Below are 25,399 nucleotides of genomic sequence, written 5' to 3' on the forward strand. Positions count from 1 at the left end.
CCCTCACGTCAGGACCCCTCGCATGCGCCGACTCCTCGACAACCCCCAGCGCCCCTACTGGACGACGGTTCTCGAGGACACGACCCCGCATGCACACCCTGAACATCGGAATTCTGGCCCACGTCGACGCCGGTAAGACCAGTCTGACCGAGCGGCTGCTGTTCGACCACGGCGTGATCGAGCGGCTCGGCAGCGTGGACGCCGGCGACACCCGCACGGACGACGGGACGCTCGAGCGGCAGCGCGGCATCACCATCCGCTCCGCCGTCGCCGCCTTCACCGTCGGCGACACCCAGGTCAACCTCATCGACACCCCCGGGCACTCGGACTTCATCGCCGAGGTGGAGCGTGCCCTCGAGGTCCTCGACGGCGCGGTGCTGCTGCTGTCCGCCGTGGAGGGCGTGCAGGCGCAGACCCGGGTGCTGATGCGGACCCTGCGGCGGCTGCGGCTGCCCACGCTGGTCTTCGTCAACAAGATCGACCGGGCGGGCGCCCGCTCCGACGCCCTGCTCGCCGACGTCCGGCGCCGGCTGACCCCGTACGTCGCGCCGCTCACGGACGTGACGGGCCTCGGCACGGCCCGGGCCCGTGCGGTGCCCCTCCCGGCCGACCGGCGGCTGGCCGAGGCCCTCGCCGAGGTCGACCCGGGCGTCCTGGCCGCGGTCGTGGACGGCCCGGAGCCGACGCCGGACGACCTGCGCGAGGCCCTGGCCGCGCGCACCGCCGACGGCTCCTTCCACCCCGTCTTCTTCGGCTCGGCCCTCGGCGGCCAGGGCGTCGCCGAGCTGGTCGAGGGCGTGACCCGGCTGATCCCGCCGGCCCCCACGCCACGGGACCGCGCACCGCGCGGCACGGTCTTCGCCGTACGGCCCGGTCCCGGCGGCGAGCGGACCGCGTACCTGCGTCTCTACGACGGTGAGGTGACCCGGCACCAGCGCCTCACGTTCCTGCGGCGCGAGGCGGACGGCCGCACCACCGAGGTCCCCGGCCGGGTGACGCGCCTGGACGTCGTCGGCGGGTCGGAGCGGCTCACCGCCGGGAACATCGCGGCCCTCACCGGTGTCGCCGGCATCCGGGTGGGCGACCGCCTCGGCGATACCCGAGGCGACCGCGCCCCGCAGTTCGCGCCGCCGACCCTGGAGACCCTCGTCAGGTCCCGCCACCCCCACCACGCGGCCCCCCTCCGCAAGGCCCTGCTCGCCCTCGCCGACCAGGACCCCCTGATCCACGCCCGCCCCGCGGCCTTGGGCGCCACGGCACTGCTCCTCTACGGCGAGGTCCAGATGGAGGTCCTCGCGGCGACGCTCGCCGAGGACTTCGGTGTCGAGGCCGACTTCGAGCCGGGCCGGGTCCGGTTCCTGGAGCGGCCGGCCGGCGTCGGCGAGGCCACGGAGGAACTGCCGTGGCACGACCGCACCCGCTACTGGGCGACGATCGGGCTGCGCGTGGCGCCGGGGCCGCGCGGCTCGGGCGGGGTCTTCACCTACGAGACGGAACTCGGCGCGCTCCCCCGCGCCTTCCACCAGGCCATCGAGGAGACGGTCCACGCGACCATGGCCACCGGCCTGTGCGGGGCACCGGTCACGGACTACCTGGTCACGCTGACCCGGTCCGGTTTCTGCGCGCCGGTCAGCACCGCCGCCGACTTCCGCGGTCTCACCCCGATCGTGCTGCGCCGGGCGCTCGAGCAGGCGGGGACCCGGCTGTACGAGCCGTACCACGCCTTCGAGGCGGAGGTCCCACTGGACGCGCTGGCGCCGGTCACGGCTCAACTGGCATCTGTCGGGACGGAGTTCACGGGGACCACGGGCGGGTCCACGGCCTGGCTGATCACCGGGGAGCTGCCGGCCCGGCGAGTGCGCGAGATCGAGCTGCGGCTGCCCGGGCTGACCCAGGGCGAGGGCGTGTGGTGGTCGCGGCCGTCGGGCGACCGTGAACTGAAGCCGCATTAGGCACCAGTGCGCCCTCCGTGCCTCCGTCAACGGTCTCAATCGGCCAACAAGACGGTCTGCCAAGGGCTTTGAGGGGCATTCGCACAGTAGGAAGGAGGGCCGTCGCCATGACTGCTCCCATCAGGCGCGTGTCCACACGCATGCCGGGCTGGGCGAAGGTGGTGAGCGCCGTAGTGCTGGTGCTCGTCGTGTTCTTCGCAGGGATCCGGCTGAGCGTGCTGCCAGGTCTCAAGGACCTGTTCGGCACGGAGACGCACGACCGTTCGGGCCCCGCACTCCTCGAGTCCATCCAGGACATCAGCCGTTACGACGCCGCCTCCGGCAACTTCCAGATCGTCGTCGACCTGGAGAAGGACACCAAGTACCTGCCCGACGCGATCCGCGGCTCCCGCACCCTGTACGTCGGGGCGGGCACCGTCGACGCCTACGTCGACCTCGGCAAGGTCGGCAAGAACGACGTGACGGTCAACGACGACCGTACGTCCGCCACCCTCCGGCTGCCGCACGCACAACTCGGCAAGGCGGCCCTCGACGCCGACCGCTCCTACGCCGTCTCCAAGCAGCGCGGTCTCCTCGACCGACTCGGCGACCTCTTCGCCGACAACCCCAACAGCGAACAGGCCGTGCAGAAACTCGCCGTACGGCACATCAGCGAGGCGGCGAAGGACAGCGAGCTGACCAAGCGCGCCGAAACGAACACCACGACCATGCTGAAGGGCCTGCTGGGTTCCCTCGGCTTCAAGAAGGTGGAGGTCAGCTACGGCACCTGATCAGGCGCCGAGGATGTAGTCGCCGACGTGCCCGGACTGCAGGCGCCTGAGCGGCAGCGCCCAGTCCGGTGCGCGGAGCGGCCACGGCCGGGTGACGGCCGTGGCCGCGAGGCCGGCCGGAGGGCGGCGATGGCGACGCGCGCGGGTCTCAGCCGGGGTGCCCCGGCCGCACGAAGGAAAACGGCGGGCGGACCGGCCCGAGGCCGCTCGGCGGCATTCTCGGCCGGTTCGCGGGTAATCGCCTTAGGACGCAGGGAAGTTGAAGACTGGAGGACCGCATGGCCCGTACAGCCTCACGTCCACGTACCGCCCGACGCCTGCGTATCACCAAGTCCGGCAAGGACACGAAGCCGGAGAAGGTCGCCAAACCCGACAAGACGGCCGAGGCCAAAGCCGCCAAGGACGGCAAGCCTGCCAAGCCCGGCAAGGGCGCCAAGGCCGAGCGCGGGTCGGCCCGGCGCGAGCGGCATTCCGTGCCCTTTCCCCTCCGCCTGCTGGCGATGCTGTGCGCGTTCGCGGTGATGGTGGCGTTCGCCGTCGTGCTGGCCCGGCTGACCCTGGAGCCCTCCCCGGCCTCGGAGGCACTGACGCACACCAACATGCGGCCGGGGCGCTCCCTGCGCGCCTATCTGGACCAGCCCGCGCTGCGGGACGCCGTCAAGCAGATCGGGGGGAACCTGCTGCTGGGCGTGCCGTTCGGCGTCCTGGTCCCCGTCGTCGCCCCGCGGACCCGCGGGATGCTGCGGGTGCTCCTGCTGACGGCGACCGTGATGCTCCTGGTGGAGTTCGCCCAGGGCGCGCTCATCACCGGCCGGGCCTTCGACATCGACGACGTCATCCTCAACACGACCGGTGCCCTGGTGGGCTACCTCCTGCTGGGCCGGCGGCTGAGCCGGGCCGTGCACAGCTGAGAGCCGAGAGAGGCCCCGCCGGTCAGTGCCGGGTCCAGGTGAACTTGTCGCCGCCCACCCAGCGGACCACCTCCGGGTCGTCCAGGTCGTGGACGGTGATGCCGAACGCGGCGGCGGCCTCCAGGACGTCGGTGACGGCCCTCGCCTCACCGACCACCTGGCCGTCGATCTCCACGATCCGGAAGGGCGGCGTGGTCGGCTGGACCCCGAGCACCAGGATCCGCGGATGAGCCATGTGAGGTGTCGCGCTTTCGGTCATGTATCGAGCGTAGAACGCAACCCGCGGAAGGGCTGTGTGCGTGTCACCCGCCCAGCAGGTCGAGCACCGCCGCCTCGACCGCTCCTTGGGTGGCCGGCCGCCCGAAGTTCCCGTGCTCGCCCAGCCGGGTGAGCACGGGCGCGATCGTCCTCCCCTCCTCGAACAGCTCGAAGACCCGCGGGTCGATGGAGGAGGCCCGGCACACCGCGGGGGTGTTGCCCAGGTAGTGGCTGACCTCGCGCACCGCCCGGCTCGTCTGCCGCCGCCGGGCCGCCGGTGTGGCGCGGGCGGCCTCGGCGGTGACGGAGAGCGCGACGGCGGCCAGGACGGTGGCGTGCCAGGTGCGGAAGTCCTTGGCCGTGACGTCGGTGCCGGCCAGTCGGCGCAGCGCCTCGTTCAGATCCCCGCCGTGCAGGTCGCGCCAGGCGCCACGCTCCCAGTACGCGAGCAGCCGGTCCCCGCCGCGCGTCCGCCGCAACAGTGCTCGTACGACGGCCAGTGCCTGGTCGTCCACGAGCGCCCGGACGATGTCGGTGCCGCCCTCGGCCGGATAGCTGAAGGTGATCTCGTCGCGGTGGCAGGTGACGTGCTCGCGCAGCATCGTGGTCAGGCCGTAGGTCTCGCTGTAGCGGGTGTGCCGGTCGCTGCCGATCCGGAAGAAGCCGAGGTCGAGCAGGCGCACCGCGCAGGCCGTGACCCGCTCGCGGCTCAGCCCGCGCCCGCCGAGGTCGGTGGCGACCCGCTCCCGCAGCTGTGGCAGGGCGCGGGCGACCTCGCGGACGGTTCGTGCTTGGCCTGCTCCTGCTGGGCGCGGATCCGGGCGAGCTGCTCGGGGTCGGTGAGCGGCTCGCCGGTCGTGTCCCGGTAGCGGAAGCCGCGGCCGCGGCGATGGGGGTCCCCCCGCTCGAGCGAAGCCGAGAGGGGGAGGGTGAAGCCGGGACGGTCGCAGGAGCTGGTGCGCAGCCTCACGGGCGCGCTCTCAAGGACGCCGCCAGTCGTCGCTGCCCAGGTGCGAGCCGGCCTGGGGGCCCATGCGGAGCATGCCGCCGTCGACGCTCCAGGAGGCGCCGGTGACGTACGAGGCGTCGGGGCCGGCGAGGAAGGCGATCACCGCCGCGACCTCACGGGCGTCGCCTGGTCGGCCGAGCGGGACGCCGGGGCGTTCCTCGGTGTGCGGGTCGGTGTCCTCCTGGCCGGTCATGGGCGTGGCGATCTCGCCGGGGGCGACCGCGTTGACCGTGATGCCGTACTCGGCGAGTTCCAGGGCCATCACCTGGGTGAGCAGGCCGAGGCCGCCCTTGGCCGCGCAGTAGGGGGCGGCGCCGACCCGCGGCTGGTGTTCGTGGACGGAGGTCACGTTGACGATCCGGCCTCCGCCGCCCTGCTGGATCATGTGCCGGGCCGCCTTCTGACCGCACAGGAACGGGCCGATCAGGTCGACGTCGATGACCTCGCGGACGGCGTCGAGCTCCAGGTCGAGGAACGGTGTCATGGTGCCCGTACCGGCGTTGTTCACCAGGACGTCGAGGCGGCCGAGCCGGTCGCACAGCTCGTCGACGGTGCCGGCGGCGGTGGGCAGCCGGGTGAGGTCCATCTGGGCCACGGCCGCCCGCTGCCCGTGGGCGCGGACCTCCTCGGCGGTCTCCTCGGCGCCCTTGAGGTCGCTGTGCCAGGTGATGCCGACATCCATCCCCGCCCGGGCCAGGCGGACGGCGGTGGCCTTGCCGATGCCGGAGTCGGACCCGGTGATCACGGCCACCTTGCTGCGGGGTGCGATGGGGGCGGACATGACAGGCCTCCTCGTGGACGCGGCGAGGGCGATGAGGCATCGCAGTACCCGGCCACGTACCGGACAAACCGCCCGCAGGTCGGACGGCCGTGGCTTTCGGTGTGCGGCCCACCTCGCCCTGGGGAACTCTGGAGGAGCCGATGGCCGATCTGATGCAGGAGGTGGCGATGGATCCCGTGGCGGCCCTGGAGCGGATCGGCTTCCTGCTGGAGCGGGGCCGGGCCCCGACGTACCGGGTGCGCGCCTTCCGCACCGCGGCCCGGGTGCTGGCCGCGCTGCCCGAGGGCGAGATGCGCGAGCGGGCGGACGCGGGGACGCTGGAGACCCTCAAGGGCGTCGGCCCCAGGACGGCACAAGTGGTGCGCGAGGCGCTGGACGGCCGGCTGCCCGGCTACCTGGAGCAGCTGGAGAGCGAGGCCGCGGCGCCGCTGGCCATGGGCGGCGAACGCCTGCGGGCGCTGCTGCGCGGGGACTGCCATCTGCACTCCGACTGGTCGGACGGCGGCAGCCCGATCGAGGAGATGGGCCGGGCGGCGGCCGAACTGGGCCACGAGTGGGCGGTGCTCACCGACCACTCGCCGCGGCTGACCGTGGCGCGCGGGCTGTCGCCCGAACGACTGCGCGAACAGGTGGAGGTGGTCGCGGAACTCAACGAGACCTGGGCGCCGTTCCGCCTCCTCACCGGCATCGAGTGCGACATCCTCGACGACGGCTCGCTCGACCAGGAACCGGAGCTGCTGGATCGGCTCGACGTCGTGGTGGTGTCCGTGCACTCCAAGCTGCGGATGGACGCCCGCTCGATGACCCGCCGCATGGTGGCCGCCGTACGCGATCCGCACGCCGACATCCTCGGACACTGCACGGGACGGCTGGTGACGGGGCGGGGGCGGCCCGAGTCGGAGTTCGACGCGGACGAGGTGTTCGCCGCGTGTGCCGAGTCCGGTACGGCCGTGGAGATCAACAGCCGGCCCGAACGCCTCGACCCGCCGCGGCGGCTGCTCGGCCGGGCCCTGGAGGCGGGGGTGCTGTTCTCGGTCGACACCGACGCGCACGCACCCGGCCAGCTGGACTGGCAGATCCACGGATGTGCGCGCGCCGAGGAGTGCGGCGTGCCCCCTGAACGGGTCGTCACCACCTGGTCCGTGGAGGAGCTGCTGGCGTGGAGCCGGCAGGGCCGGGTGCCGGACCGAGTGGCGAACACCTGAGGTGGTACTCGTGCGCTCCTCGTGCGCCGAGCGAATACCGCGAATACCGCGAATACAGGAAGGACTGGCGGATGGAACGGGCGGCCGTGTTCGACGTCGACGGGACCCTCGTCGACACCAATCACCTCCATGTGACGACCTGGTGGGAGGCCTTCCGGCAGGCGGGCCACCGGGTGCCGATGCACGCCGTCCACCGGGCCGTGGGCCTCGGCTCCACCGACCTCGTCGCCCATCTGCTCGGCGACGACCGGGACAAGGACCAGGACGCGCAGCTGAGCGCCGCCCACAAGGCCCTGTACGGCCAGTACTTCGACCGGCTGCCCGCCCTCCAGGACGCCGGGCGCCTGCTGCGGCGCCTGGATCAGCGCGGCTGGCGGGTGGTGCTGGCGACGTCCGCGAGCGGCGCGGAACTCGACGCCCTGCGGCGGGCGATCGACGCGGACGACGCGATCGCCGCCACCGCGAGCGCCGACGACGTCGAGGAGGGCAAGCCCGCCCCCGAACCCGTCCAGCATGCCCTGGACCTGGCCGAAGTACCCGCCGAGCGGGCCGTGTTCGTCGGTGACACGGTCTGGGACATGCGCGCGGGCTCCCGGGCCGGGGTGCGCTGCGTCGGCGTCCTGTGCGGCGGCATTCCGCGCGCGGACCTGGAGGAGGCGGGCGCCGCGGCGATCTACGCCGATCCGGCCGACCTGCTGGCGTCGTTGGCCGAGAGTCCCCTGGGCTGAGCTGCCGGCATGTGAGGGGCCACGCCGCGGGGATACCCACCCGGCATGATCCGTGTGAGAGATGGGGTCCGCGTGCGCTCCGCCCGCCCGGCCGACGCCCTGCGGCGGGAGGCGCACGCCGTGAGCGGGGCCGTCCTGGCGGCCTGGCGCGGCCCCGGCCGGGAACGCGACCTGGTCGTGCAGTCACTGAAGGCCGCCGCGGCGGCGCTGCTCGCCTGGTACGTGGCGAGCGACTGGCTGAGCGACCCGATGGCCCTGATGGCGCCCTGGGTGGCCCTGGTGCTGGTGCAGGCCACGGTCTACAGCTCGCTCAGGCAGGCCGCGCAGCAGTTCACGGCGATCTGTGCCGGGACGCTGCTGGCGTCGGCGGCCCAGTGGCTCACCGGCGACACACTGGGCGCGCTGGCACTGTCCGTACCCGTGCTGATGCTCCTGTCGAACTGGCACCGCTTCGGCGACCAGGGCATCTACGGGGCGACCACCGCGGTGTTCACCCTCGCCACCGGCACGGTCACCGCGTCGGCGGTCGGTCACCGGGTGGGACAGGCGGCGCTGGGCGCGGTCATCGGGGTCGCGGTCAACGCGCTCGTGCTGCCGCCGATCCATCTGCGGGACGTACGGGAGAACCTGGCGGCGCTCGCCGGGGAGACGGGCGACCTGCTGCACACCGTCGCCGCCGATCTGCGGGAGAACGAGTGGGACGCGCAGTCCGCCGCCGACTGGTCGAGTGGCGCCGCACGGCTGGAGCGGCGCCTGGACGCGCTGCGGTCGGCCCGCGGCTGGAGCCGGGAGAGCCTGCGCTTCACCTACGGCCCGCTCCGGGCCCTTCACCGGGTCCCGCCGAGCGTCCCGCCCCTCGAGGAGGACGAGCGCTGGAGCCGTATCACCGGGCACCTCGGAGCACTGACCCGGGCGCTGGCGGTGGCGGCCGACGGCGACCGGACGCCCGCCCCGCCCGACGGCTCCGTCCTGCGCTCGTACGCCCGTCTCCTGGAGCTCATCGGGGACGCGTGCCACGCGGAGCGGGACCGTCTGGTGGGCACCGGCGAGCAAGCACGTTCGGCCGACGAGAACGAGGAGGCGATGTGGGAGCTGCACGAGCGGCTGCGCAAAGGGCTGCGCGAGCACGCCGAGCAGGACCTCACTCGTACGGTCGTCCTGGGCACCCTGCTGCTTCAGGCGGAGAACCTCTGGGACGAGGCCGTTCCGGGCGCCGGGCGCTCGTGACACGGATCACCCCGCCACGCGGCGAACGACGGAACATCCATGGGTGGTTGCCCGTTGAACAGACCGTGGGTGTGGATGGGACAGTGTCCCCGGGCCTCACCTTTTGCCCACAGGGACGATCGTTCGGCTGAAGCCCTGTGGAGCCTTTCGCCGAGAGGCGACCGCCATCCGCGCCCACACCTGAGCCAGCCCCGACCGTGATTCCCCCGTCCGGTCGGGGCTTCCCCTTTTTCTCAGCGAGCCCGGTCGGGATGCTCAGCGGGCCCGGTCGGGATGCTCAGTGGACCCGCCTTCGTCACCGCCGTCTGCTCCGGCCAGGCCGGCCTGGGACGCGTCGAGTTCCCCGGGCCCGTAGAGCGCGGCCGGAGCACCGGTCGCCAGGGCCCAGCAGCGGTCCCCGTACGACCAGTGCCACCACTCGGTCGGGTAGTTGACGAGCCCGGCCGCGCTCAGGGCCGCGCCGAGCACGGCGCGGTTGGCGCTGGCCTCGTCGGTGATGCCGTCGGCCGCGGTGTAGCAGGCGCCGGCGCTCTCTTCGGGGCTGGCGTTCATGGGGGTGCCGAGGTCGAGTTCGCGGCCGTCGGTGTCGGCGAGCGTGAGGTCGACGGCCGCGCCCGCGGTGTGCGGGGCGATCTCCGGCGGAGACACGTAGCGGCTGGCCGCCGAGCGGATCCGGTCGGCGGGCCAGTCCGGGTGCCCGGCGCGCAGTTCGTCCGCGTACTGCTCGAAGTAGGACCGCTGGAGGGCCGGCGGCCGGTATCCCTCGACGAAGAGCAGGCGCAGGCCCTCGGGCAGCAGGGTCTGCGCCCGCAGGACCCGGTCGAGGACGCCGCGCCGCAGGTGGACCTCGGCGCCCCGGGAGTCCTGGTGCTTGCGGTCGTCGACGAGAAGGGACCCCCTCACGTCCACGAGAGCGTCACCGCACTCGTCGATCCGAACGGCGGCGACCCTGGGGTCGGACATCAGGATGATCTCGCTCATGACGTGATCCTCTCCCGTCCGGAATCCGGGCCGTGCGCCGCGTGCATCACCGGTGGCCGGGTACTCGGGCAACCCCGTCGGACCCGCGGTCGAGAGGAGCCGAAGGTGAGCAGTGCAGCGGGCAGCAGGATCGTGGTCACAGGAGCCACCGGGAACGTGGGCACCAGCCTGGTGCGCCTCCTCTCCGAGGACTCGAAGGTCGGGTCGGTGCGGGGGCTGGCCCGCCGGCTCCCCGACTGGGAGGTCTCGAAGACGGAATGGTCGGCGGTCGACCTGGCGTCCGACCAGTCCGATCTGGTCAGGGAATTCGAGGGCGCCCACGCGGTGGTCCATCTCGCGTGGGCGTTCCAGCCGACGCACGACCCGGCGGCGACCTGGCGCACCAACGTGCTCGGCTCCATGAGGGTGTTCGACGCGGTGGCCACGGCGGCCGTGCCGACCCTGGTGCACGCGTCGTCCGTCGGCGCGTACTCGCCGGGGCCGAAGGATCACACGGTGGACGAGAGCTGGCCGACACACGGCTGGCCGGACGCCGCGTACTGCCGGGAGAAGGCGTATCTGGAGCGTGCCCTGGACACGTTCGAGCGGGTCCACTCCGACGTCAGGGTGGTGCGGATGCGGCCCGCCTTCCTGTTCAAGCGGGAGTCGGCGAGCGAGCAGCGCCGCATCTTCGGCGGCCGCTTCCTGCCGGGCCCGCTGGCGCGGCCCGACGTGCTGCCCTTCCTCCCGGACATCCCGGGCCTGCGCGTCCAGGCGCTGCACACCGACGACGCGGCCAAGGCGTACCACCTCGCCCTGCGCACCAATGTCGACGGCGCCTTCAACCTGGCGGGCGAACCGCCCGTCGACGCCGAGCTGCTGGGCGAGATGCTCGGCGCCCGCCCCGTACGGCTGCCGCGCACCGCGGCCCGCTCGGCGATCGCCGCCGCGTGGGGCCTGCACCTGCTGCCCGCCTCCCCGCACCTCTTCGACGCGGTCCTCAGGCTCCCCCTGATGGACTGCACGCGCGCTCACACGGAACTCGGCTGGCACCCGGAGCACACGGCCCCAGAGGTGCTGGAGGAGTTCCTGCTGGGCCTGCAGCAGGGGGCCGGGGCGAAAACGGAACCCTTGCAGGGCCGGAAGGTCGGCTGACCCAGGGGCGCGCCCCTGGGTCAGGCCGATCGGTTCGGTCAGGCGGAGGGTTCGTCCGGAACCGGGTGCTCCGGGTGCACGGCGCCCGATTGCGGCGCGCCCCGCCTGCCGGTTCCCGACTCGTCCGTGTCGGGGACGTCGGCGGCGGGCTCGTCGGACTCCTTCGTCTCGTCGGTCTCCCTGGCCTCATCGGCTTCGTCGGGCCTCCCGGCGGACTCCGCGGCCTCGTTGGTGTCGACGGTGTCCCCCTGCCCGCCACCGGCGCCGACCTCCCAGGGGTCCTCGCCGTCGTGGGCCTGCTGGTCCGGCAGGTCCCGGGGTACGGGGACCCCGTTCTCTCCGGGTCCTTCGTCGCGGTGCGCGGCCACGGCGTACTCCCTTCGCGTGGTTCGGGCGCCACGCGAGTACCTCCGCCATGACCAGCGAAACGTCAGTGCGGCGCCCGCTCCTCCAGCGCCGTGCGCCGGACCGGCGTACGGCGGGCAGGAACCGCGCCCGGCCGGAGCCCGGCCCAGCCGCCGCCGGTCAGAACCGTTCGAGCCGGAACGCGGCCAGGGCTTCGCCGAGCACCTCGGCCGCGACCAGGTCGCCGGCGTGCACGCTCAGGGTGGCACCGCTGCGCGAGACGGCGAAATGGAAGTTGGGCAGCTCGACCACGCGTCCCAGGACCGGTAGGCCGTGCAGCAGCAGCCGTCCGGCGCCGTCCGGGCGCGTCTACGCCGACCCGGTAGGGCCTAGACGGGGGCCGGCTCCTCGATCTCCTCCAGCGCCGCGACGAGTTCCGGAGCGACCACCTCCTGGACCCATCGCTCCTTGTCGGCGTCGACCGCTCGCGGAACCGTCTCGGCCAGCATGATCAGGTAGAGGTAGGCGCGGTAGAGGGCGAGGCGGAGTCGGGCCGGGGCGTCGAACTCAAGCCGCCCGCCGGCTTCCCGGTAGCCCGCGAGGAACGCCTCGTCCTTCTTGATGTCGCCCAGCAGCGCCAGGGAGACGAAGTCGGCGAGAGGGTCGCCCCAGAACATGCGCTCGCCGTCGATGAGCCCGCCGATGCGCGGCTGTTCCCCCACCGGGCGTTCCAGGAGGATGTTCCCGTCCCAGAGGTCGAAGTGGACCAGGCAGGGGGTGGTGACCTCGTCGAGCGCGGGGAGGGCGGCCTGTATGGTCCGGGCCACCTCGTCGGCGGGGCGGGGCAGTCGGGCCCGGTAGCGGCGGGCGTCGTCCAGGACAGCCTCGATCATGGCGGCGAAGGCGGTCCGCCAGTCGGGGACGAGCGGTCCGAGGGCGCCCGACGGATAGCCGAAGCCCGGCCCGGTCACGCGGTGCAGGCGAGCCACCTGGCGGCCCAACTCCGTGCGCAGGGGCGCCCGTTCGAGCTCGGTGAGGGATCCGTTCCAGGGGTCGCCGGGGCAGGCCGTCATCAGCAGCCGCGGTGCGGCGGTGTCGCCGCCGAACGCCACGACGTGCGGGGCCGTTACGCCGGCCTCGGCGGCCGCCCGGTAGAACTCCACCTCGGAGACCAGAAGGCGGCTCTCGTACCGCAGCCCCGGCACGGTCGGCGCGGGGGCGACCTTCAGCACGTAACGGCTGCCGTCGGCGAGCAGGAGCTCCTCGACGGTGTTGTAGGTGCCCCCGGTCAGCGGGCGGACGCGGGTGAGAAGGTCGGCGGGCAGGCCCGCCTCTTCCAGGACCTGCCGGGCCCGCTCCCAGCTCTGCGTCGACTCCCCCACCCGCACCCGCCCCTTCCCCGTTGAGCCACTGAGCACTGAGCCACCGTTCGCCGTGTGCTCCCGGTACAGCGTACGGAACGCCTCCGGCGCACACGGTGCCCATGGAGCAGCGCGGCCCTCACCCGCGCACTGACCCGACGTCCCGGAAATCCACTGGCCCCTCCCGCAACCGCCTGCCTACCCTGACCGCAACCTAATACCCCTAGGTTTCAGTGCGCGATCCCCCAGGAGGCCCCCATGAGAGCACTCTCCGAGCACGACATCCGCAGCTCGTTCGTCAACTGCTCGAAGGGCGAGGCCAAACGCCTGGCCATTCCCCGCGACCTCGACCAACGCCCGTGGGACGACCTGGACTTCCTGGGCTGGCGCGATCCCGGAGCACCCGATCGCAGCTATCTCGTCACCGAGCGGGAGGGCCGGGCGGTCGGCGTCACCCTGCGTTTCCCGTCCTCTCAGCGCGGCTTCCTGCACCGCAGCATGTGTTCGCTGTGCCTGACCACCCACCCGGGCGGCGGCGTCTGTCTGATGACCGCCCGAAAGGCGGGCACGGCGGGCCGCGAAGGCAACTCGGTGGGCATCTACATGTGCACCGACCTGGCCTGTTCCCTGTACCTGCGTGGCAAGAAGGCCGTGAAATCCGGGTTCCGCTTCGAGGAGAGTCTCACCCTGGAGGAGCAGATCGCCAGGACGACGGGGAACCTGACGGCGTTCCTCGACAAGCTGTACGTCTGACGGGTAGCGGAATCAGGGAGTACGTTTCCTTGCGGACAGTTACGGTCCTCGATGAGTACCTTCGGTACATCTGTGGAAGGGGACTGCCCAAGGATGCGAGACGTACGTGAGTGGACGGCGTCCCTGGTGCGCTTTGTGAAGTGGCGCCGGGACCCGGTCGTCGTACAGGCGCTGCGGTCGTCGGCCGCGGCGACGATCGCGTATGTCATCGCGCTGCGCCTCAGCCCCGAGGCGGCCCCGCTCACCGCGCCGCTGACCGCGCTGCTGGTCGTCCAGGTCACCCTCTACTCCACGCTCACCACCGGTATCCGCCGGGTGAACTCCGTGGTGGCAGGGGTCCTCGTCGCCATCGCCTTCAGTCTGCTGGTGGGTCTGACCTGGTGGAGCCTCGGGCTGCTGATCATGGCCGCGCTGGCCGTCGGGCACCTGGTCCGGGTCGACGAGTTCGTGCCCGAAGTGGCGATCAGCGCGATGCTGGTGCTCGGGGTCACGACCGTCGGGGACACCGCCTGGGCGCGGGTGCTGGAGACGCTGATCGGCGCGGTCGTCGGCCTCGGCTGCAATCTGCTGTTCGCCCCGCCGGTGTGGGTGGGCGAGGCCGGGGAGTCGATCGAAGGGCTGGCCCGCCGGGTGCGGCAGTTGATGCTGAGCATGGGTGAGGAAGCGGCGGGCCGGACGCCCGTCGAGCATGCGACGGCCCGGCTGCACGAGGCCCGGCGGCTCGACCACGACATCGTCGAGGTGGACGCGGCCCTGCGGCAGGCCGAGGACAGCCTGCGGTTCAATCCCCGCGTGAAGGAGGGCCTGCTGCACCGAGTGGTGCTGCGCACCGGCCTGGACACGCTGGAGATCTGCACCGTCGTGCTGCGCGTGCTCGCGCGCACCTTCACCGATCTCGCGAAGGAGCGCGAGTCCGAGCCCCTGCCACGCTCGTTCGCGTCGGAGACGGGCGCCACCGTGGAGCGGCTGCTGTCGGAGATCGCGGATGCCGTGGTCAGCTTCGCGGTCCTGGTCACCACCCCGGTGAGCCTGAACGCCGATGCGGCTGAGTCCCGGCTGACCGCCGAGTTGCGACAGGCCGCGGCCACCCGCGACAAGCTGGCCCAGCTGCTGCTGGAAGAGGTCCAGCGCGACGCCCGCCAGTGGCAACTGCTCGGTGCCGTCCTCACCGAGGTGAACCGGATCCTCGACGAGCTCGACACCGAGCACCGCTCGCGCCGCCTCCTGGAGGAACTGGACCGTGTCTCCCGCGAGCAGCGCGAACGCATGCCCCGGCTCACCCGGCTGCGGGAGAATCTGCGCGTGCCCGCGCAGCTGCGCCGGAACCGCGCGACCGCCGAGAGACGTTCAAGGTGACGAGGTCACCTTGAGGCGGCAAGCCTGGGGGGCCGGGGCGAAGGGGGCGGGCCGATGACCGACACCACCGTGCGGATCGACGGAAACACACTGCGGCTGCCGGGCGGTGCGGCGGTGCGGTTCGTCCGTACGCTGCGGCTGCCCGAGACAGGCACCCATCCGCTGCCGCCGGGGCTCGGCGAGTTCCCCGTCCGCCGGGTCAGCGACTACCCGGACACCGTCCCGGAGGGATGGCGGGCGCGCGGCGGGGTGATGCTGCCGGTGTATCTGCGCGAGGCGATGTGGCTGAGCTTCTCGGGCACCAGGGAGCCGGCCGCGTTGCAGGTCGGAGTAGGCAAGGTGTGCGCGGTCTCGGGCCGGCCCTGGAGCGAGAGGCTCTCCCGTGACCCGCAGAACTACGTCGTCCTGCCGCGTCAGCCGTGGCTGGACGGCATCAACTCCGGGAAGGGCACGGTCCGCCAGTTCGTGGCGGTGCCGCTGGGGCTGGGCGCGACCGTCGAGGGCCAGGTCACGGGCGAGGAGGTCTGGGGCGGCGTACAACTGCAGGCGTTCTCGCTGAAGGACGGGCCGCTGGCCCGGTGGCGCGAGGAGGAGCGGCTTCGGGCCGAGCGGGCCAGGGCGATGCCTTCCCCGGGCAAGGGCTACGGAGCGGCGATGCCCATGGCCGCACCGGCAGCCCCTGCCGCGGCGCCCGCGGGAGGCCGGCCGCGGGCCGCGGCCGCCATGGGCCTCGGCGTGGGCGGCTCGATGCGTCAGGAGGTCTACCGGGACGACCGGCCGCCGGCGGACTGGGCCGAGCAGCCCGCGGGCCGGGTGTTCGTGCACCTGGTGACGCCTCCTGAGTGGCGCCGCATCACCGGCGAGGCTCCTCCGCCGTCGCCCGTGGACCGCGCCGCGTACACCCGCGCCGGGCTGCCCTGGTTCGACTACTACGACCAGGACGCCGAGGACCTCACGGCCACGGACACCCTCCAGGACGTCAAGCCGGTCGGCGACTGGCTCGGGGACGACCACGAACCCTGGCAGGAGCCCTCGCCGCAGCAGGTGCAATCGCTGAAGGACGCGCCGGGGAAGCCGGTCGAGGACGGTGACTGGTAGGCGACAGGCCGACGGGCCTGTTGCGCTGTGCGCAACGCGGGATGCCCTTGTTGCACCTGAGCGCTGATCCACGTCAGGGTGGCAGTCGTGACGGGACGAGCGACGACCTGAGGTGTGCACATGGGCAGTGAGGGCTGGAGCAGGCGCCGATTCGTCGGCGCCCTGACAGGGGCGGGTGCCGCGGCCGTACTGCCCGGGTGCGGCGACGCGCCGCCGCCGACCGACCCGACGGCGGCGGAGGCGAGCGCGAGCGCTCCTGAGGCGAGTGCGAGCGCTCCTGCGCGGAGCCGTGCGCCCTCCGGCCCCCGTCCGCTCTACCTCGGCACCTACACCTCTGTGGAGGGCGGCGGCACCGGCATCGGTCTGGCCACCTACGACGCCACGAGCGGCCGTATCACCAAGACCGGCACGCTCACCGGCGTCGGCGACCCGTCGTACCTCGCGGTGCATCCGAACGGGCGCACGCTGTACGCGGTGAACGAGCGCGAGGCGGGTGCCGTGACCGCCGTGCGGCTGTCCGACCGCAAGGTTCTGGGGAGCCACAGCACCGGCGGCGGAAGCCCCTGTCATCTGTCCGTGCATCCGGGCGGGCGCTGGCTGCTCAGTGCCAACTACGGCTCGGGCAGTGTGGCCGTGCACCCGATCGACGCCTCGGGCGCGCTCGGTGAACGCGCCGATCTGGTCACGCACTCCAGCCCGGCGCCCGGGCCGGGTCAGGAGGGGCCGCACGCCCACCAGTTCGTGACGAGTCCGGACGGCGGCCATGTGCTCGCCGTCGACCTGGGCACGGACACCGTGTACACCTACCGCCTGGACGAGCGGACCGGCCGGCTCGGCGAGGTCGCGCAGGCGCACACCCGGCCGGGCGCCGGGCCGCGGCACCTGACCTTCCACCCCGGGGGCCGGTACGCGTATCTGGCCAACGAGGTCGACAACACGGTCGCGGTCTGCGCCTACGATCCGGACAGCGGCCGACTGACCGTAGGTGACGCCCAGTCGACGGGGACCGGCTCGGGGACCAATGGGACCAACTACCCGGCACAGATCCTGGTGACGTCGAACGGCGCGTACGCCTATCTCGCCAACCGGGGCCACAACAGCCTCACGCGTTACGCCGTGGAGGCGGACGGCGCCCGGCTCAGGCTGCTCGACACGGTTCCGGTCTCCGGCGACTTCCCGCGGCAGGTCGCCTTCTCGCCGGACGGGACGCTGCTGTTCGCTGCGAACCAGAAGTCCGGCACGGTGAGCGTCTTCCACGTGGACGAGGACAGCGGTGCACTGCGGCTCGCGGGCGAGCCGTTCGCGTCACCCGTCGCCGTCTGTGCGCTGCCGCTGTAGCGCCCGCGGGCAGGTGGCGGCACTGGCCTGGGTGAGCAGGACGTGCATGCGCTCCGTGAGCTGGGAGACGTCGTCGGCGGGCCGGTGGAACGCCAGCCGTACGTCGCCGTTGCCGCGGGCGCGCTCGATGCGCAGCGTCAGCCCGTGCCGGTCCACCGCGAGGGGCTGGACGCGGACCGCGCCGTGCAGGCTGTCGGAGTCGACGAGGCGGGTGAGCCGCTCGACCGCGTCGGCGTGGCAGTCGGCGAGGTGCGTGAGCAGCCGGGCCTCGGCGGTGGCCAGCGGGTCGGGTGCGGCGGCCGCGAACTCGCCGAGGTCGACGACCACCGCGCCGGACGGCCGGCGCAGCACGACACGCGTGGGCCGGAACGCCAGGTGGCCGTCCTCGGGGACGAACCAGCCGGCCATCCACAGCCGGGCGCGGATCCGGTTGCGCACGGGGACGGGCGCGACGTCGGCGAACTCCAGGACGGCCGACGGCTCCCCGCGAGGCGCGCAGATCGCGGCCGCGAGCAGGGCGCTGTCCTCGGGCACGTGCAGCAGCACCCGCCCGTCCTCGGCGACGGTGTGCGCGCCGACCAACTCCTCGCGTCCGCCCTCCGCGGTCACCGCGCAGGACCATGCGGCGGCGAGCACCGAACGGGCCCACTCCGCCGCGGAAGGAGCCGCCGTCCAGGTTTGGCTGTCACCCATCCCAAAACCTCCTTAGGTAAGCCTTGCCTAACCTATCGAAGATCGGGGCCGAAGCCAACCACGAGCGGACATGAATGTCGCCTGGACGACTCGAACGGCAGGGCGGTCCCGGTCAGATGACGCCCAGCAGCGCCCTGGCGCACAGGTCCCGCACCTGCTCCCGGGACAGCTCCGAGCCGCGCAGCCACTCCAGGCAGACGGCGGTGGTGAACGCCAGCCAGCCCCGGACGGCCAGCCGGAGGTCGGGCCGCTCCTGTGCGAGCGGGCCGAACTCGGGATCGGCGGCCAGGGCCGCGAGGATCTGCCGCTCCTGCGCGGCCAGCGCCGTCCGATAGACCTTGCGGACCGACTGGTCGCCCGCCGCGTCGGCACGGTGGAAGGCGCGGTAGCCGTGCGCGTGCGCCCGGACGTACTCGAGATACGTGTCCAGGCCGGCGGCGAGCTGCTCGCGCACCGGCACACCGGGCACGGCCGCCGTCATCCGCAGCATCCGCTCGCTCTCCCGCTCGACGACCGCCGCGAAGAAGTCCCGCTTGGTCGGGAAGTAGTGGTAGAGCAACCCGCGCGAGACACCGGCGATCTCGGCGACCTGCTCGATCCACACCTCGTCGTACGGGCTCTCGGAGAACAGCCGCGCCCCCACCGACAGCAGCTGCTCCCGGCGCTCCTCGGTGCTGAGCCGACGGCGTGCGCGTTCGCCCTGGTTCGCGGCCATGGGCCGCACTTTACTTGACGTCGATTCAACAGCGGGACCAGACTGGAGCGCGTTGTTGAACCGACGTACAACACGCTCGACCTGCCGCCGCACCAAGGGAGACGGTCCATGGCGGACACGACGAAAGGGACAACGCTCCCCACCGGATTCCGCGGTGCCGAGCAGGGCTGGCCGGAGCTGCGCCGCATCCCGCATCCGCCGCACCGGCTGCCCCTGCTCGGTGACGTGATCGGCGTCGACCGGCACACCCCTCTCCAGGACACCGTCCGGTACGCCCGGCAGCTGGGGCCGATCTTCCGGCGCAGGGCCTTCGGCAGGGAGTTCGTGTTCACGTGGGGCGCCGAGCTCGTGGCCGACCTGGCGGACGAGTCGCGGTTCGCCAAGCACGTGGGGCTCGGGGTCGCGAATCTGCGGCCGGTCGCCGGGGACGGGCTGTTCACGGCGTACAACCACGAGCCGAACTGGCAGCTGGCACACGACGTCCTCGCCCCGGGCTTCAGCCGGGAGGCCATGGCGGGCTACCACGCGAACATGCTGGCGGTGGCCGGGCGGCTCACCGACCACTGGGACCGCGAGCTGGTGGCGGGCCGGGCGGTGGACGTGCCCGGCGACATGACCAAGCTGACCCTGGAGACGATCGCGCGGACCGGCTTCGGGCACGACTTCGGCTCCTTCGAACGCGACCGGCCGCACCCCTTCGTGACGGCGATGATCGGCACGCTCACCTATGCGCAGCGGCTGAACACGGTGCCGTTCCCGCTGCTGCTGCGCCGCGCCGCGCGTCGCAACGAGGCCGACATCGCCTACCTCAACCGCACGGTCGACGACCTGGTCCGCGCCCGGCGTACGGCGGGCGGGGACGGGGACGGGGGCGGAGACCTGCTGGACCGGATGCTGGAGACGGCCCACCCCAAGACCGGGGAGCGGCTGACCGCGGAGAACGTCCGGCGCCAGGTCATCACCTTCCTGGTCGCGGGCCACGAGACCACCTCGGGCGCGCTGTCCTTCGCCCTCCACTACCTCGCCCGGCATCCGGACGTCGCCGCCCGGGCCCGCGCCGAGGTGGACCAGGTCTGGGGCGGCACGGCACTGCCGGGCTACGAGCAGGTGGCCAAGCTGCGGTACGTGCGCCGGGTGCTGGACGAGACACTGCGGCTGTGGCCGACGGCGCCCGCGTACGCCCGGGAGGCGCGGCAGGACACGGTGCTCGCGGGCACGCATCCGATGCGGCGGGGCGCGTGGACGCTGGTGATCACGCCGATGCTGCACCGCGAGCGGGCGGTCTGGGGTGCCGACGCCGAGGAGTTCGACCCGGACCGCTTCGAGGCGAAGGCCGTACGGTCCCGTCCCCCGCACACCTTCAAGCCGTTCGGGACCGGGGCGCGGGCCTGCATCGGGCGGCAGTTCGCGCTGCACGAGGCCACGCTGGTCCTCGGCCTGCTGCTGCGCCGCTACGAGCTGCGGCCCGACCCGGACTACCGGCTGCGGGTGACCGAGCGGCTCACGCTGATGCCGGAGGGGTTGCGGCTGCACCTGGAGCGGCGGGCGGGCACCACCGCGGGCCCGGCTGCCCCCACCGTCGCCGCCGAGGCTCCCTCAGAGCTGCGCTGTCCAGTGCACGGGACGGGTGACTGACCCCGGCAGCCGGGTGCCCGCGCTGCCCCGGGCCGCGTTCAGCTGCGGCTGGGTGAGGAAGAAGGCGTCGGTCAGATCCGCGTCCGTGAGGTCGGCGTCGCGCAGGTCGGCGCCGATCAGATCCGCGCCACGCAGGTCGGCGCCGGTGAGGTCGGCGGCTATGAGGTAGGCGCCGCGCAGATTGGCGCCCCGCAGGTCGGCGCCCTTGAGACGGGCGCCCATCAGGTCAGCGCCGCGGCGGTTCTTCTTCTTGCCGCGGATGCCCGCCCGGGCCAGCTCGCTGGTCTTCAGGAGGAGCACGTTGACCTCCTGTCGGTGTGCGCCGACGTCCAACGCGCCGAGTTCCTCCGGGGTTTGACGGGTGAGCGCCTCGGTCCGCTCCAGCGCCCGGCCGAGGTCGGCGTGGATCGGGCGGGCGGCCGGCAGGGTGAGTGCCTCGGTGAGGTACCAGAGCAGTTCGTGGAGCTGGCGGACGACCGGGAAGACCTCGACCATGCGCCGGGCGTCCTCGGGCGGGCCCGTGCGCCGGTCCCGGCCGCCGAAGGTGATCTGCGAGACCTTCTGCCCGGCGCCGAAGCAGTCGTACACCGTGCAGCCGTTGAAGCCCTTCGTCCGCAGCTCGGCGTGGATGCCGCAGCGGTGGTCGCCCCGGAGGTTCGGGCAGGGCGTGCCGGCCGGCTTGTCGATGGCGAAGTCCGCCGAGGCGGCGAAGGGCAGGGCGACGCAGCACAGGCCGAAGCAGCGCTCGCAGTCGCCGCGCAGCTCGGCCCGGTCGGTCATATGGTCTGGCATGACCTCCAGCCTACTTTCCCGCAGGTCATGCCCCGGGTCCGCGTCCCTCCGGCGTGGGGCGGACGCGGCCGTGGGCCGGAAACTCACCGATGAGTTTCCGGCCTTGTGGGGGTCCCCTCATCCAACCGAAAACAACCTCCGCTACCACTGAGGTACGAGCCGAACCAGGCAGGAGCCGTACCCGGATCGAGGAGACGCCATGTGCAGCCACCAGCCCCCGTGTCCGACCGCCGACAGCCCGGACCACCCCTGCGCCGTGATCGTGTCGGCCCACCCCGAACAGGGCTGGAGCCTGCTGTGCAACGGCACCATCGTCTTCGACGAGTCAAGGATTCAGTTAAAACGCCTCTAGCTTCAGGACCGCAGCCTTCCTTTCCCTGGGGCTCCTGACCAGCGAGGACGCGGATTTACGGTCGCTAATCCGGCCCGATCCGGCGAGCACGGCACACCAGGGATTCGCTGGCGTTCGCCCCGACTCGCCTACGGATCACAGAAGCCCAGGTCAGAGGGGTGGTTGAGCAGGGGACGCCTACCGGTTCCGGAGCGTAACTGCCCAGTGAAGCAAGGACTTGCGGCGTCAACTCGCTCGCGGGTTAGGTGGTCGGCATGACACAGAACAACCCGGCCGGGACAGAAACCCGGCCCACCATCAGCGTTGACCAGTTCAACCAGCTCACCGAGACCATGTACAAAGCGCAGCTCGGCGTCCCGGCCTCGCATGAACTCCGTGAAGATCAGAGGCCACGACAGCCGCACCGTGACCTGGCCCTTCGGGTGCTCCAGACGCTGGGGCTCAGCATCCGGGTGGATGACCCCGACGAGTTCAAGAAGGCCCTCGGCCTCGGCCCGGACGGCTGGTTGTGAGCATGGAGCCCCGGCACCGCCGGGGCTCCATCGAGTTCAGTCCCGCCAGGGCGCGATGACGCGGGACATCGCCCCTTGCTGAAGCCGGACGCGCAGCTCCGGCGGCCAGGTGGCGATGGCCTCCGCGTCCGGGTCGGCCGCCGGGGCAGGCTCGGGCGCCGGGCGGGCTGGGGGCTCCGGGCGGGACAGGCGCCGCAGGGCACCTTTGAGCCGCTGCACCTCGGCCGCTGCACCCGGCTGGCCGGGGTCGGCCGCCAGCTCACGCAACCGTCGCTTGATCGTCTTCCGGTCCATCGTCGTCCTCCTCGTCGAGCAGATCTCCGAACTCGTCCTGGATCTTCGCCAGTTCGGACAGCACGGCATCCGCGCTGTCCGGCTCGCGGTAGCGCGGAGGGGCCGGAGCGGCGGACGCCCCGGGCGGCAGGGCGAGTTGCGGCCGGGGTGCCTCGGGGCGCGGGGCGCCGGGGTCTTCGCCGTCCAGGGAGCGCAGGTGCCACCCGGCCAGCTCCAGGGCGAAGGTGGTGAGCCGGGCCCGGAAGCCGCCGTCCAGGTCGGCGGCCTCCAGCACCTCGGGGATCACCTTGAGGAGCACCTCGGCGATGTCGGTGGCCTCGTCGTCCACCCGCTTGGCCAGCGCGATGTTGAGCTGCTCCGGGGCGTCCAGGCCGAACAGCTTCCGCCATGACTCCGAGATGCGCACGAGCTGTTCGTTCGCCTTGAGCACGGGGCCGTCGTCCCGCAGGGGCTTGCCGTCGTCGTCCTTGACGACCTTCCCGCCCTGGACCACGTAGTGCACGCGTGCACGGACGCCGGAGGCGGCCCGGCGGGCGTCGTCCAGCCGGTCGGCCTCCATCTGGCGCAGGGCCTCGGCCCCGGGTGTCAGCAGGTCCCGGCGGCCCTTGTCGATGATCCCGTGCACCGTGGAGACCGCCAGGTCGAACCGGTCGGCTATGGCCCGCTCGGTCAGCCCGGCGACCTTGAGCTTGTAGATCTCGGCGTCCCTGACGGCGCGCTCATCCCGGTCCCGGTCGAGCTGCGGGGGTCGGGTCATGTTCGCTCTCCTGTGTTCGGATCGGAGGGGCCGGGAGTGTCCGGCCCCTCGGGGGTGTCGGCTAGGCGGCTGGAGCCAGGGGGCAGTCGGCGCAGTGCAGGATGCCGAACGGGTCAGGCTCACAGCAGGGGGCCCCGATGCACGAGCCGTTGACCTGGTCTGTTTCCGCAGTTTCGGGTGCTCGGTTAACCCTCACGAGAGGAGTCGTCTTGGCGTTTGTCGGAGAACCCGAAACTCCGGAAACATGATCTTGTTTCGGCCCTTCGGTGGCGGTGCGGAACCGCACCCCGATCCACGCCTTGTACGCCGGTCCGACGTCCCCGCCGAACGGGTCGCCCGCCGCGCTCCCGTCCGGCCGGGACAGCCTGTCGTTCCGCCGCTGCTGCTTCTTGATCACGCCGTGCTGGCTGAACTCGTCGTGATTGCCGAACCGGGACGACACCGTCTTGTCGTTCCAGACGTGCATCTCCCGGCCCCGGAGCCAGTCGTTCAGGCTCGCCAGCAGGTCACTGCACCTGATGTGCCGCTCCGGGTCGAACTCCAGGTGTTCGCCGATGTAGGCCAGCACCACATCCGACTCCTTGCGCCACTCCATCGTGGCCATGGCCACCCGGTCCGGCAGAGGCGGCATCTCTCGGTTGCGCTGGTACCAGCGCCGGGCCCCCTCGACCATCCAGGCCAGGGCCGCCTTGTGGACCTCCGGGTCCCGCTTGCAGCGGTCCCGCAGGCCGGGGTCCCCGATGCGGTCATTGGGCCCCACGATGTCCTCGGGCCCCTTGCGGTAGGTGTACGGCCACACCAGCAGCGCCAGCCGCTCCCACGATGCGTGATCGGTCTCGGTGATCTCCGGCCGGTGGTTCGTGTTGACGAACAGGCTGTGCGTCGCGTCGAATGTGACGCTGTCCTGCCGGATGTGACGTGCCGTGATCTGCTCCGTGCCGACCGTCTTCTTGAGCCGCTGGGTGTCCAGCCGCCGGGCCTCTGGCGTCTCCTCCAGGGCCGCGTAGCGCACGCCCTTGAGGTCCATCAGCTCCGTGGGGTGGGCGTCCGGGTTGGCCATCAGCACGCGGTCCGACAGCAGCCGGTAGTAGTCGCCCGCCGCTCGCGATGTCGCCGTAAGGACGGACGACTTGCCGTTGCGGCCCCCGCCGTGGTTCACGAGCAGGATGTCGTCCGGCGTCATGTGCCCGGTGATCCCCTGCCCCAGCCGGAGCTGGAACCAGCCGCGCACGTCCTCCGGCAGCGCCTCCAGGGCCTTGTCCCAGTCCGGGTGCGTCGCACCCCGGACGAAGTCGGCCCGGGTCACCTTGGTCATGAGCAGGTCCGGGTCGGACGGCCGCAGCTCGCCGGTCGTCAGGTCCACCACGCCGTTGGCGCAGTTGAGCAGGTCCGGGTCGGCGTCCATCTCTGTGGCCTCCACCCGCACCACGCCCTTGGCGTACGCGAGGATGGCCGTTCCCCGGCCCCGGGACAGCAGGCGGCCCCAGTTGGTGACCTCGTTGCGCTGCCCGGCCGCCGCAGCGGCGGTGTACCTGCCGAGAACGAACTGACGGATCATCTCCATCGGGACCGTGTCGTCAACGGCCTTCCAGACCCGGCCCGTCCACTGCATCCAGCCGAGACCGTGAGCCCAGAGGATCTTGCCCCGGAACACCTCGTCCGCCACGACACCGGCCATGGCCATGTCGGAGAACTGGTCACCCTCCTCGATCTTGGGGATGAGCACAGCGTCCGCGACCCACGCCGCAACGGCGGCCTCGCGCTCGTCCTCTGGCATACGGGCCAGGACGTCATCCGGGCCGTCGTTCTCCTTGACGATCACCTCGGCCGGGAGATCCCAGACGCGCACCTCTTCGGCCCCAGCCTGGTACAGGTGCCGGGCCGCCGTCCGGGCCGCCGCGCGCACCTTCGGGTTGGTGGTGTGGTCGGCGTCCAGCCCGAGGACGATCCGCTTGCCCTCGGCCCAGTCCAGGTCGGTCTTGTCGTGCACGCCGTTGCACCCGTTGAGGCCGAACACGTCGTACTTCTCCGGTGCCCAGCTCGCCACCGCGAGGTGCTGGCAGAAGCCCTCGATCAGCAGCACGTCCGGCGCCCCGTTACGGCGGGCCATGCTCAGGTTCGTCGTCACGCCCTTGCGCCAGTCGATCTTCCGGGTGTCCTTGCCCTTGGCGTCCTTCGGGCGCTTGTCCTTGTCGATGCGCCCGGCGGGGTTGGTGCCGGAGTCGTCGGCCCAGTCGATCAGCACGCCCCGGGGGTACTCCCGGGCGTTGACGGCCTGGAGTACGTCCATGGTGATCGCGTGACCGTCCATAAGGTCGATCAGGCGCTCCGGGGAAAGGGCGGTCGAGGTAATTCCGGAGCTGTTCGGGGTACCATCGTCATAGACGAGGTTGGTGCCCGCGTCTCCTTCAGAGCCCCCCGGCTTGAGCCCCCGGGGGGTTT

General features: G+C 72.3%; 25 protein-coding genes and 2 pseudogenes. 14 read left to right on the plus strand and 13 right to left on the minus strand.

Features of this window, described 5'->3' with window-relative positions; all coding sequences use genetic code 11:
- The first annotated feature begins 89 nt into the window (after positions 1–89).
- The 3 genes from otr(A) (at position 90) to OG252_RS07415 (ending at position 3,633) form a co-directional block, all read left to right on the plus strand.
- Complete coding sequence (gene otr(A) / locus OG252_RS07405; protein ID WP_329334623.1) at positions 90–1,952, plus strand: tetracycline resistance ribosomal protection protein Otr(A); 1,863 nt, start codon at positions 90–92, stop codon at positions 1,950–1,952.
- Between the two features lie 107 nt (positions 1,953–2,059).
- On the plus strand, positions 2,060–2,722 hold the full coding sequence (locus OG252_RS07410) for a DUF4230 domain-containing protein (RefSeq protein ID WP_266451131.1): 663 nt from the start codon (positions 2,060–2,062) through the stop codon (positions 2,720–2,722).
- A gap of 278 nt (positions 2,723–3,000) precedes the next feature.
- The gene (locus tag OG252_RS07415; protein ID WP_266451130.1) at positions 3,001–3,633 is read left to right on the plus strand and encodes a VanZ family protein; all 633 of its coding nucleotides are present in this window, start codon (positions 3,001–3,003) and stop codon (positions 3,631–3,633) included.
- 22 nt (positions 3,634–3,655) lie between these two features.
- Here the strand turns inward: OG252_RS07415 and OG252_RS07420 are convergent, their stop codons facing one another.
- From OG252_RS07420 to OG252_RS07430, 3 genes and pseudogenes are all read right to left on the minus strand, one after another.
- Positions 3,656–3,892, minus strand: coding sequence for a hypothetical protein (locus OG252_RS07420; RefSeq protein ID WP_266451129.1), 237 nt, complete (start codon positions 3,890–3,892; stop codon positions 3,656–3,658).
- A gap of 43 nt (positions 3,893–3,935) precedes the next feature.
- Positions 3,936–4,861, minus strand: a pseudogene (locus tag OG252_RS07425) (DNA topoisomerase IB).
- 10 nt (positions 4,862–4,871) lie between these two features.
- Positions 4,872–5,681, minus strand: coding sequence for an SDR family oxidoreductase (locus tag OG252_RS07430; protein WP_266451128.1), 810 nt, complete (start codon positions 5,679–5,681; stop codon positions 4,872–4,874).
- Positions 5,682–5,848: 167 nt separating this feature from the next.
- Here OG252_RS07430 and OG252_RS07435 point away from each other — a divergent pair, with 167 nt between their 5' ends.
- The 3 genes from OG252_RS07435 to OG252_RS07445 all read left to right on the plus strand — a co-directional run bounded on the left by OG252_RS07435 (position 5,849) and on the right by OG252_RS07445 (position 8,841).
- On the plus strand, positions 5,849–6,886 hold the full coding sequence (locus OG252_RS07435) for a PHP domain-containing protein (RefSeq protein WP_266453099.1): 1,038 nt from the start codon (positions 5,849–5,851) through the stop codon (positions 6,884–6,886).
- A 71-nt stretch (positions 6,887–6,957) separates the two neighbouring features.
- Positions 6,958–7,614 (plus strand): HAD family hydrolase, encoded by a 657-nt coding sequence (locus OG252_RS07440; RefSeq protein ID WP_329334627.1) that lies wholly within the window; start codon positions 6,958–6,960, stop codon positions 7,612–7,614.
- A 45-nt stretch (positions 7,615–7,659) separates the two neighbouring features.
- On the plus strand, positions 7,660–8,841 hold the full coding sequence (locus tag OG252_RS07445) for an FUSC family protein (protein WP_329334629.1): 1,182 nt from the start codon (positions 7,660–7,662) through the stop codon (positions 8,839–8,841).
- A gap of 255 nt (positions 8,842–9,096) precedes the next feature.
- On the opposite strand, the gene OG252_RS07450 is transcribed toward OG252_RS07445, so the two are convergent.
- The gene (locus OG252_RS07450; protein WP_329334631.1) at positions 9,097–9,822 is read right to left on the minus strand and encodes a M15 family metallopeptidase; all 726 of its coding nucleotides are present in this window, start codon (positions 9,820–9,822) and stop codon (positions 9,097–9,099) included.
- 105 nt (positions 9,823–9,927) lie between these two features.
- Between OG252_RS07450 and OG252_RS07455 the strand changes: the two genes are divergently transcribed.
- Entirely contained in the window at positions 9,928–10,956 is a 1,029-nt protein-coding gene (locus OG252_RS07455) for an SDR family oxidoreductase (protein ID WP_329334633.1), read from the plus strand.
- Positions 10,957–10,994: 38 nt separating this feature from the next.
- On the opposite strand, the gene OG252_RS07460 is transcribed toward OG252_RS07455, so the two are convergent.
- The 3 genes from OG252_RS07460 to OG252_RS07470 form a co-directional block, all read right to left on the minus strand.
- Complete coding sequence (locus OG252_RS07460; protein ID WP_329334635.1) at positions 10,995–11,324, minus strand: hypothetical protein; 330 nt, start codon at positions 11,322–11,324, stop codon at positions 10,995–10,997.
- A 157-nt stretch (positions 11,325–11,481) separates the two neighbouring features.
- Positions 11,482–11,613 carry a hypothetical protein gene (locus tag OG252_RS07465; RefSeq protein ID WP_266451122.1) on the minus strand — a complete coding sequence of 44 codons (132 nt, stop codon included), beginning with the start codon at positions 11,611–11,613 and terminating at the stop codon, positions 11,482–11,484.
- 77 nt (positions 11,614–11,690) lie between these two features.
- The gene (locus tag OG252_RS07470; RefSeq protein WP_329334637.1) at positions 11,691–12,683 is read right to left on the minus strand and encodes a phosphotransferase family protein; all 993 of its coding nucleotides are present in this window, start codon (positions 12,681–12,683) and stop codon (positions 11,691–11,693) included.
- A 237-nt stretch (positions 12,684–12,920) separates the two neighbouring features.
- Between OG252_RS07470 and OG252_RS07475 the strand changes: the two genes are divergently transcribed.
- The 4 genes from OG252_RS07475 to OG252_RS07490 all read left to right on the plus strand — a co-directional run bounded on the left by OG252_RS07475 (position 12,921) and on the right by OG252_RS07490 (position 17,207).
- On the plus strand, positions 12,921–13,415 hold the full coding sequence (locus OG252_RS07475) for an FBP domain-containing protein (RefSeq protein WP_266451120.1): 495 nt from the start codon (positions 12,921–12,923) through the stop codon (positions 13,413–13,415).
- A gap of 93 nt (positions 13,416–13,508) precedes the next feature.
- A complete protein-coding gene (locus OG252_RS07480; protein ID WP_266451119.1) occupies positions 13,509–14,771 on the plus strand; it encodes an FUSC family protein in 1,263 nt (420 codons plus the stop codon).
- A gap of 54 nt (positions 14,772–14,825) precedes the next feature.
- Positions 14,826–15,869 (plus strand): hypothetical protein, encoded by a 1,044-nt coding sequence (locus OG252_RS07485; RefSeq protein WP_329334638.1) that lies wholly within the window; start codon positions 14,826–14,828, stop codon positions 15,867–15,869.
- Positions 15,870–15,989: 120 nt separating this feature from the next.
- A complete protein-coding gene (locus OG252_RS07490) occupies positions 15,990–17,207 on the plus strand; it encodes a lactonase family protein (protein WP_329334640.1) in 1,218 nt (405 codons plus the stop codon).
- On the opposite strand, the gene OG252_RS07495 is transcribed toward OG252_RS07490, so the two are convergent.
- Positions 17,175–17,900, minus strand: a complete 726-nt coding sequence (locus OG252_RS07495; protein WP_329334642.1) for a DUF2470 domain-containing protein — start codon at positions 17,898–17,900, stop codon at positions 17,175–17,177. The genes OG252_RS07490 and OG252_RS07495 overlap by 33 nt on opposite strands.
- A 112-nt stretch (positions 17,901–18,012) precedes the next feature.
- Entirely contained in the window at positions 18,013–18,615 is a 603-nt protein-coding gene (locus tag OG252_RS07500; RefSeq protein ID WP_266451115.1) for a TetR/AcrR family transcriptional regulator, read from the minus strand.
- A 108-nt stretch (positions 18,616–18,723) separates the two neighbouring features.
- On the opposite strand from OG252_RS07500, the gene OG252_RS07505 reads away from it, so the two are divergent.
- Positions 18,724–20,250: a cytochrome P450 gene (locus OG252_RS07505; RefSeq protein ID WP_329334644.1), complete on the plus strand. Its 1,527-nt coding sequence runs from the start codon at positions 18,724–18,726 to the stop codon at positions 20,248–20,250.
- Here OG252_RS07505 and OG252_RS07510 read toward each other — a convergent pair.
- Positions 20,212–21,042, minus strand: a complete 831-nt coding sequence (locus OG252_RS07510; RefSeq protein ID WP_329334646.1) for a pentapeptide repeat-containing protein — start codon at positions 21,040–21,042, stop codon at positions 20,212–20,214. The two genes, OG252_RS07505 and OG252_RS07510, sit on opposite strands and share 39 nt — an antisense overlap.
- Before the next feature lie 199 nt (positions 21,043–21,241).
- On the opposite strand from OG252_RS07510, the pseudogene OG252_RS07515 reads away from it, so the two are divergent.
- Together OG252_RS07515 and OG252_RS07520 are read left to right on the plus strand one after the other, a co-directional pair.
- Positions 21,242–21,370: pseudogene (locus OG252_RS07515) on the plus strand (DUF5999 family protein); the annotation flags it as partial.
- A 278-nt stretch (positions 21,371–21,648) separates the two neighbouring features.
- Entirely contained in the window at positions 21,649–21,906 is a 258-nt protein-coding gene (locus tag OG252_RS07520; protein ID WP_329334650.1) for a hypothetical protein, read from the plus strand.
- Positions 21,907–21,942: 36 nt separating this feature from the next.
- Here the strand turns inward: OG252_RS07520 and OG252_RS07525 are convergent, their stop codons facing one another.
- The 3 genes from OG252_RS07525 to OG252_RS07535 all read right to left on the minus strand — a co-directional run bounded on the left by OG252_RS07525 (position 21,943) and on the right by OG252_RS07535 (position 25,268).
- Complete coding sequence (locus OG252_RS07525) at positions 21,943–22,200, minus strand: hypothetical protein (protein ID WP_329334652.1); 258 nt, start codon at positions 22,198–22,200, stop codon at positions 21,943–21,945.
- Positions 22,166–22,957 (minus strand): hypothetical protein, encoded by a 792-nt coding sequence (locus tag OG252_RS07530; protein ID WP_329334654.1) that lies wholly within the window; start codon positions 22,955–22,957, stop codon positions 22,166–22,168. The genes OG252_RS07525 and OG252_RS07530 overlap by 35 nt, the downstream gene beginning before the upstream one ends.
- Before the next feature lie 61 nt (positions 22,958–23,018).
- Positions 23,019–25,268 carry a DNA primase family protein gene (locus OG252_RS07535; protein WP_329334656.1) on the minus strand — a complete coding sequence of 750 codons (2,250 nt, stop codon included), beginning with the start codon at positions 25,266–25,268 and terminating at the stop codon, positions 23,019–23,021.
- Between the last annotated feature and the right edge of the window lie 131 nt (positions 25,269–25,399).

The organism is Streptomyces sp. NBC_01352, from assembly GCF_036237295.1.
Taxonomy (GTDB): domain Bacteria; phylum Actinomycetota; class Actinomycetes; order Streptomycetales; family Streptomycetaceae; genus Streptomyces; species Streptomyces plumbiresistens.

What these genes read in the sequence shown, in the direction of transcription:
- OG252_RS07410 (WP_266451131.1), top strand. Translation starts at nt 2,060, where the DNA reads ATGACTGCTCCCATCAGGCGCGTGTCCACACGCATGCCGGGCTGGGCG.
- OG252_RS07415 (WP_266451130.1), top strand. Translation starts at nt 3,001, where the DNA reads ATGGCCCGTACAGCCTCACGTCCACGTACCGCCCGACGCCTGCGTATC.
- OG252_RS07420 (WP_266451129.1), bottom strand. Translation starts at nt 3,892, where the DNA reads ATGACCGAAAGCGCGACACCTCACATGGCTCATCCGCGGATCCTGGTG.
- OG252_RS07430 (WP_266451128.1), bottom strand. Translation starts at nt 5,681, where the DNA reads ATGTCCGCCCCCATCGCACCCCGCAGCAAGGTGGCCGTGATCACCGGG.
- OG252_RS07435 (WP_266453099.1), top strand. Translation starts at nt 5,849, where the DNA reads ATGGATCCCGTGGCGGCCCTGGAGCGGATCGGCTTCCTGCTGGAGCGG.
- OG252_RS07440 (WP_329334627.1), top strand. Translation starts at nt 6,958, where the DNA reads ATGGAACGGGCGGCCGTGTTCGACGTCGACGGGACCCTCGTCGACACC.
- OG252_RS07445 (WP_329334629.1), top strand. Translation starts at nt 7,660, where the DNA reads ATGATCCGTGTGAGAGATGGGGTCCGCGTGCGCTCCGCCCGCCCGGCC.
- OG252_RS07450 (WP_329334631.1), bottom strand. Translation starts at nt 9,822, where the DNA reads ATGAGCGAGATCATCCTGATGTCCGACCCCAGGGTCGCCGCCGTTCGG.
- OG252_RS07475 (WP_266451120.1), top strand. Translation starts at nt 12,921, where the DNA reads ATGAGAGCACTCTCCGAGCACGACATCCGCAGCTCGTTCGTCAACTGC.
- OG252_RS07480 (WP_266451119.1), top strand. Translation starts at nt 13,509, where the DNA reads ATGCGAGACGTACGTGAGTGGACGGCGTCCCTGGTGCGCTTTGTGAAG.
- OG252_RS07485 (WP_329334638.1), top strand. Translation starts at nt 14,826, where the DNA reads ATGACCGACACCACCGTGCGGATCGACGGAAACACACTGCGGCTGCCG.
- OG252_RS07490 (WP_329334640.1), top strand. Translation starts at nt 15,990, where the DNA reads ATGGGCAGTGAGGGCTGGAGCAGGCGCCGATTCGTCGGCGCCCTGACA.
- OG252_RS07495 (WP_329334642.1), bottom strand. Translation starts at nt 17,900, where the DNA reads ATGGGTGACAGCCAAACCTGGACGGCGGCTCCTTCCGCGGCGGAGTGG.
- OG252_RS07500 (WP_266451115.1), bottom strand. Translation starts at nt 18,615, where the DNA reads ATGGCCGCGAACCAGGGCGAACGCGCACGCCGTCGGCTCAGCACCGAG.
- OG252_RS07505 (WP_329334644.1), top strand. Translation starts at nt 18,724, where the DNA reads ATGGCGGACACGACGAAAGGGACAACGCTCCCCACCGGATTCCGCGGT.
- OG252_RS07510 (WP_329334646.1), bottom strand. Translation starts at nt 21,042, where the DNA reads ATGCCAGACCATATGACCGACCGGGCCGAGCTGCGCGGCGACTGCGAG.
- OG252_RS07520 (WP_329334650.1), top strand. Translation starts at nt 21,649, where the DNA reads ATGACACAGAACAACCCGGCCGGGACAGAAACCCGGCCCACCATCAGC.
- OG252_RS07525 (WP_329334652.1), bottom strand. Translation starts at nt 22,200, where the DNA reads ATGGACCGGAAGACGATCAAGCGACGGTTGCGTGAGCTGGCGGCCGAC.
- OG252_RS07530 (WP_329334654.1), bottom strand. Translation starts at nt 22,957, where the DNA reads ATGACCCGACCCCCGCAGCTCGACCGGGACCGGGATGAGCGCGCCGTC.
- OG252_RS07535 (WP_329334656.1), bottom strand. Translation starts at nt 25,268, where the DNA reads ATGGACGGTCACGCGATCACCATGGACGTACTCCAGGCCGTCAACGCC.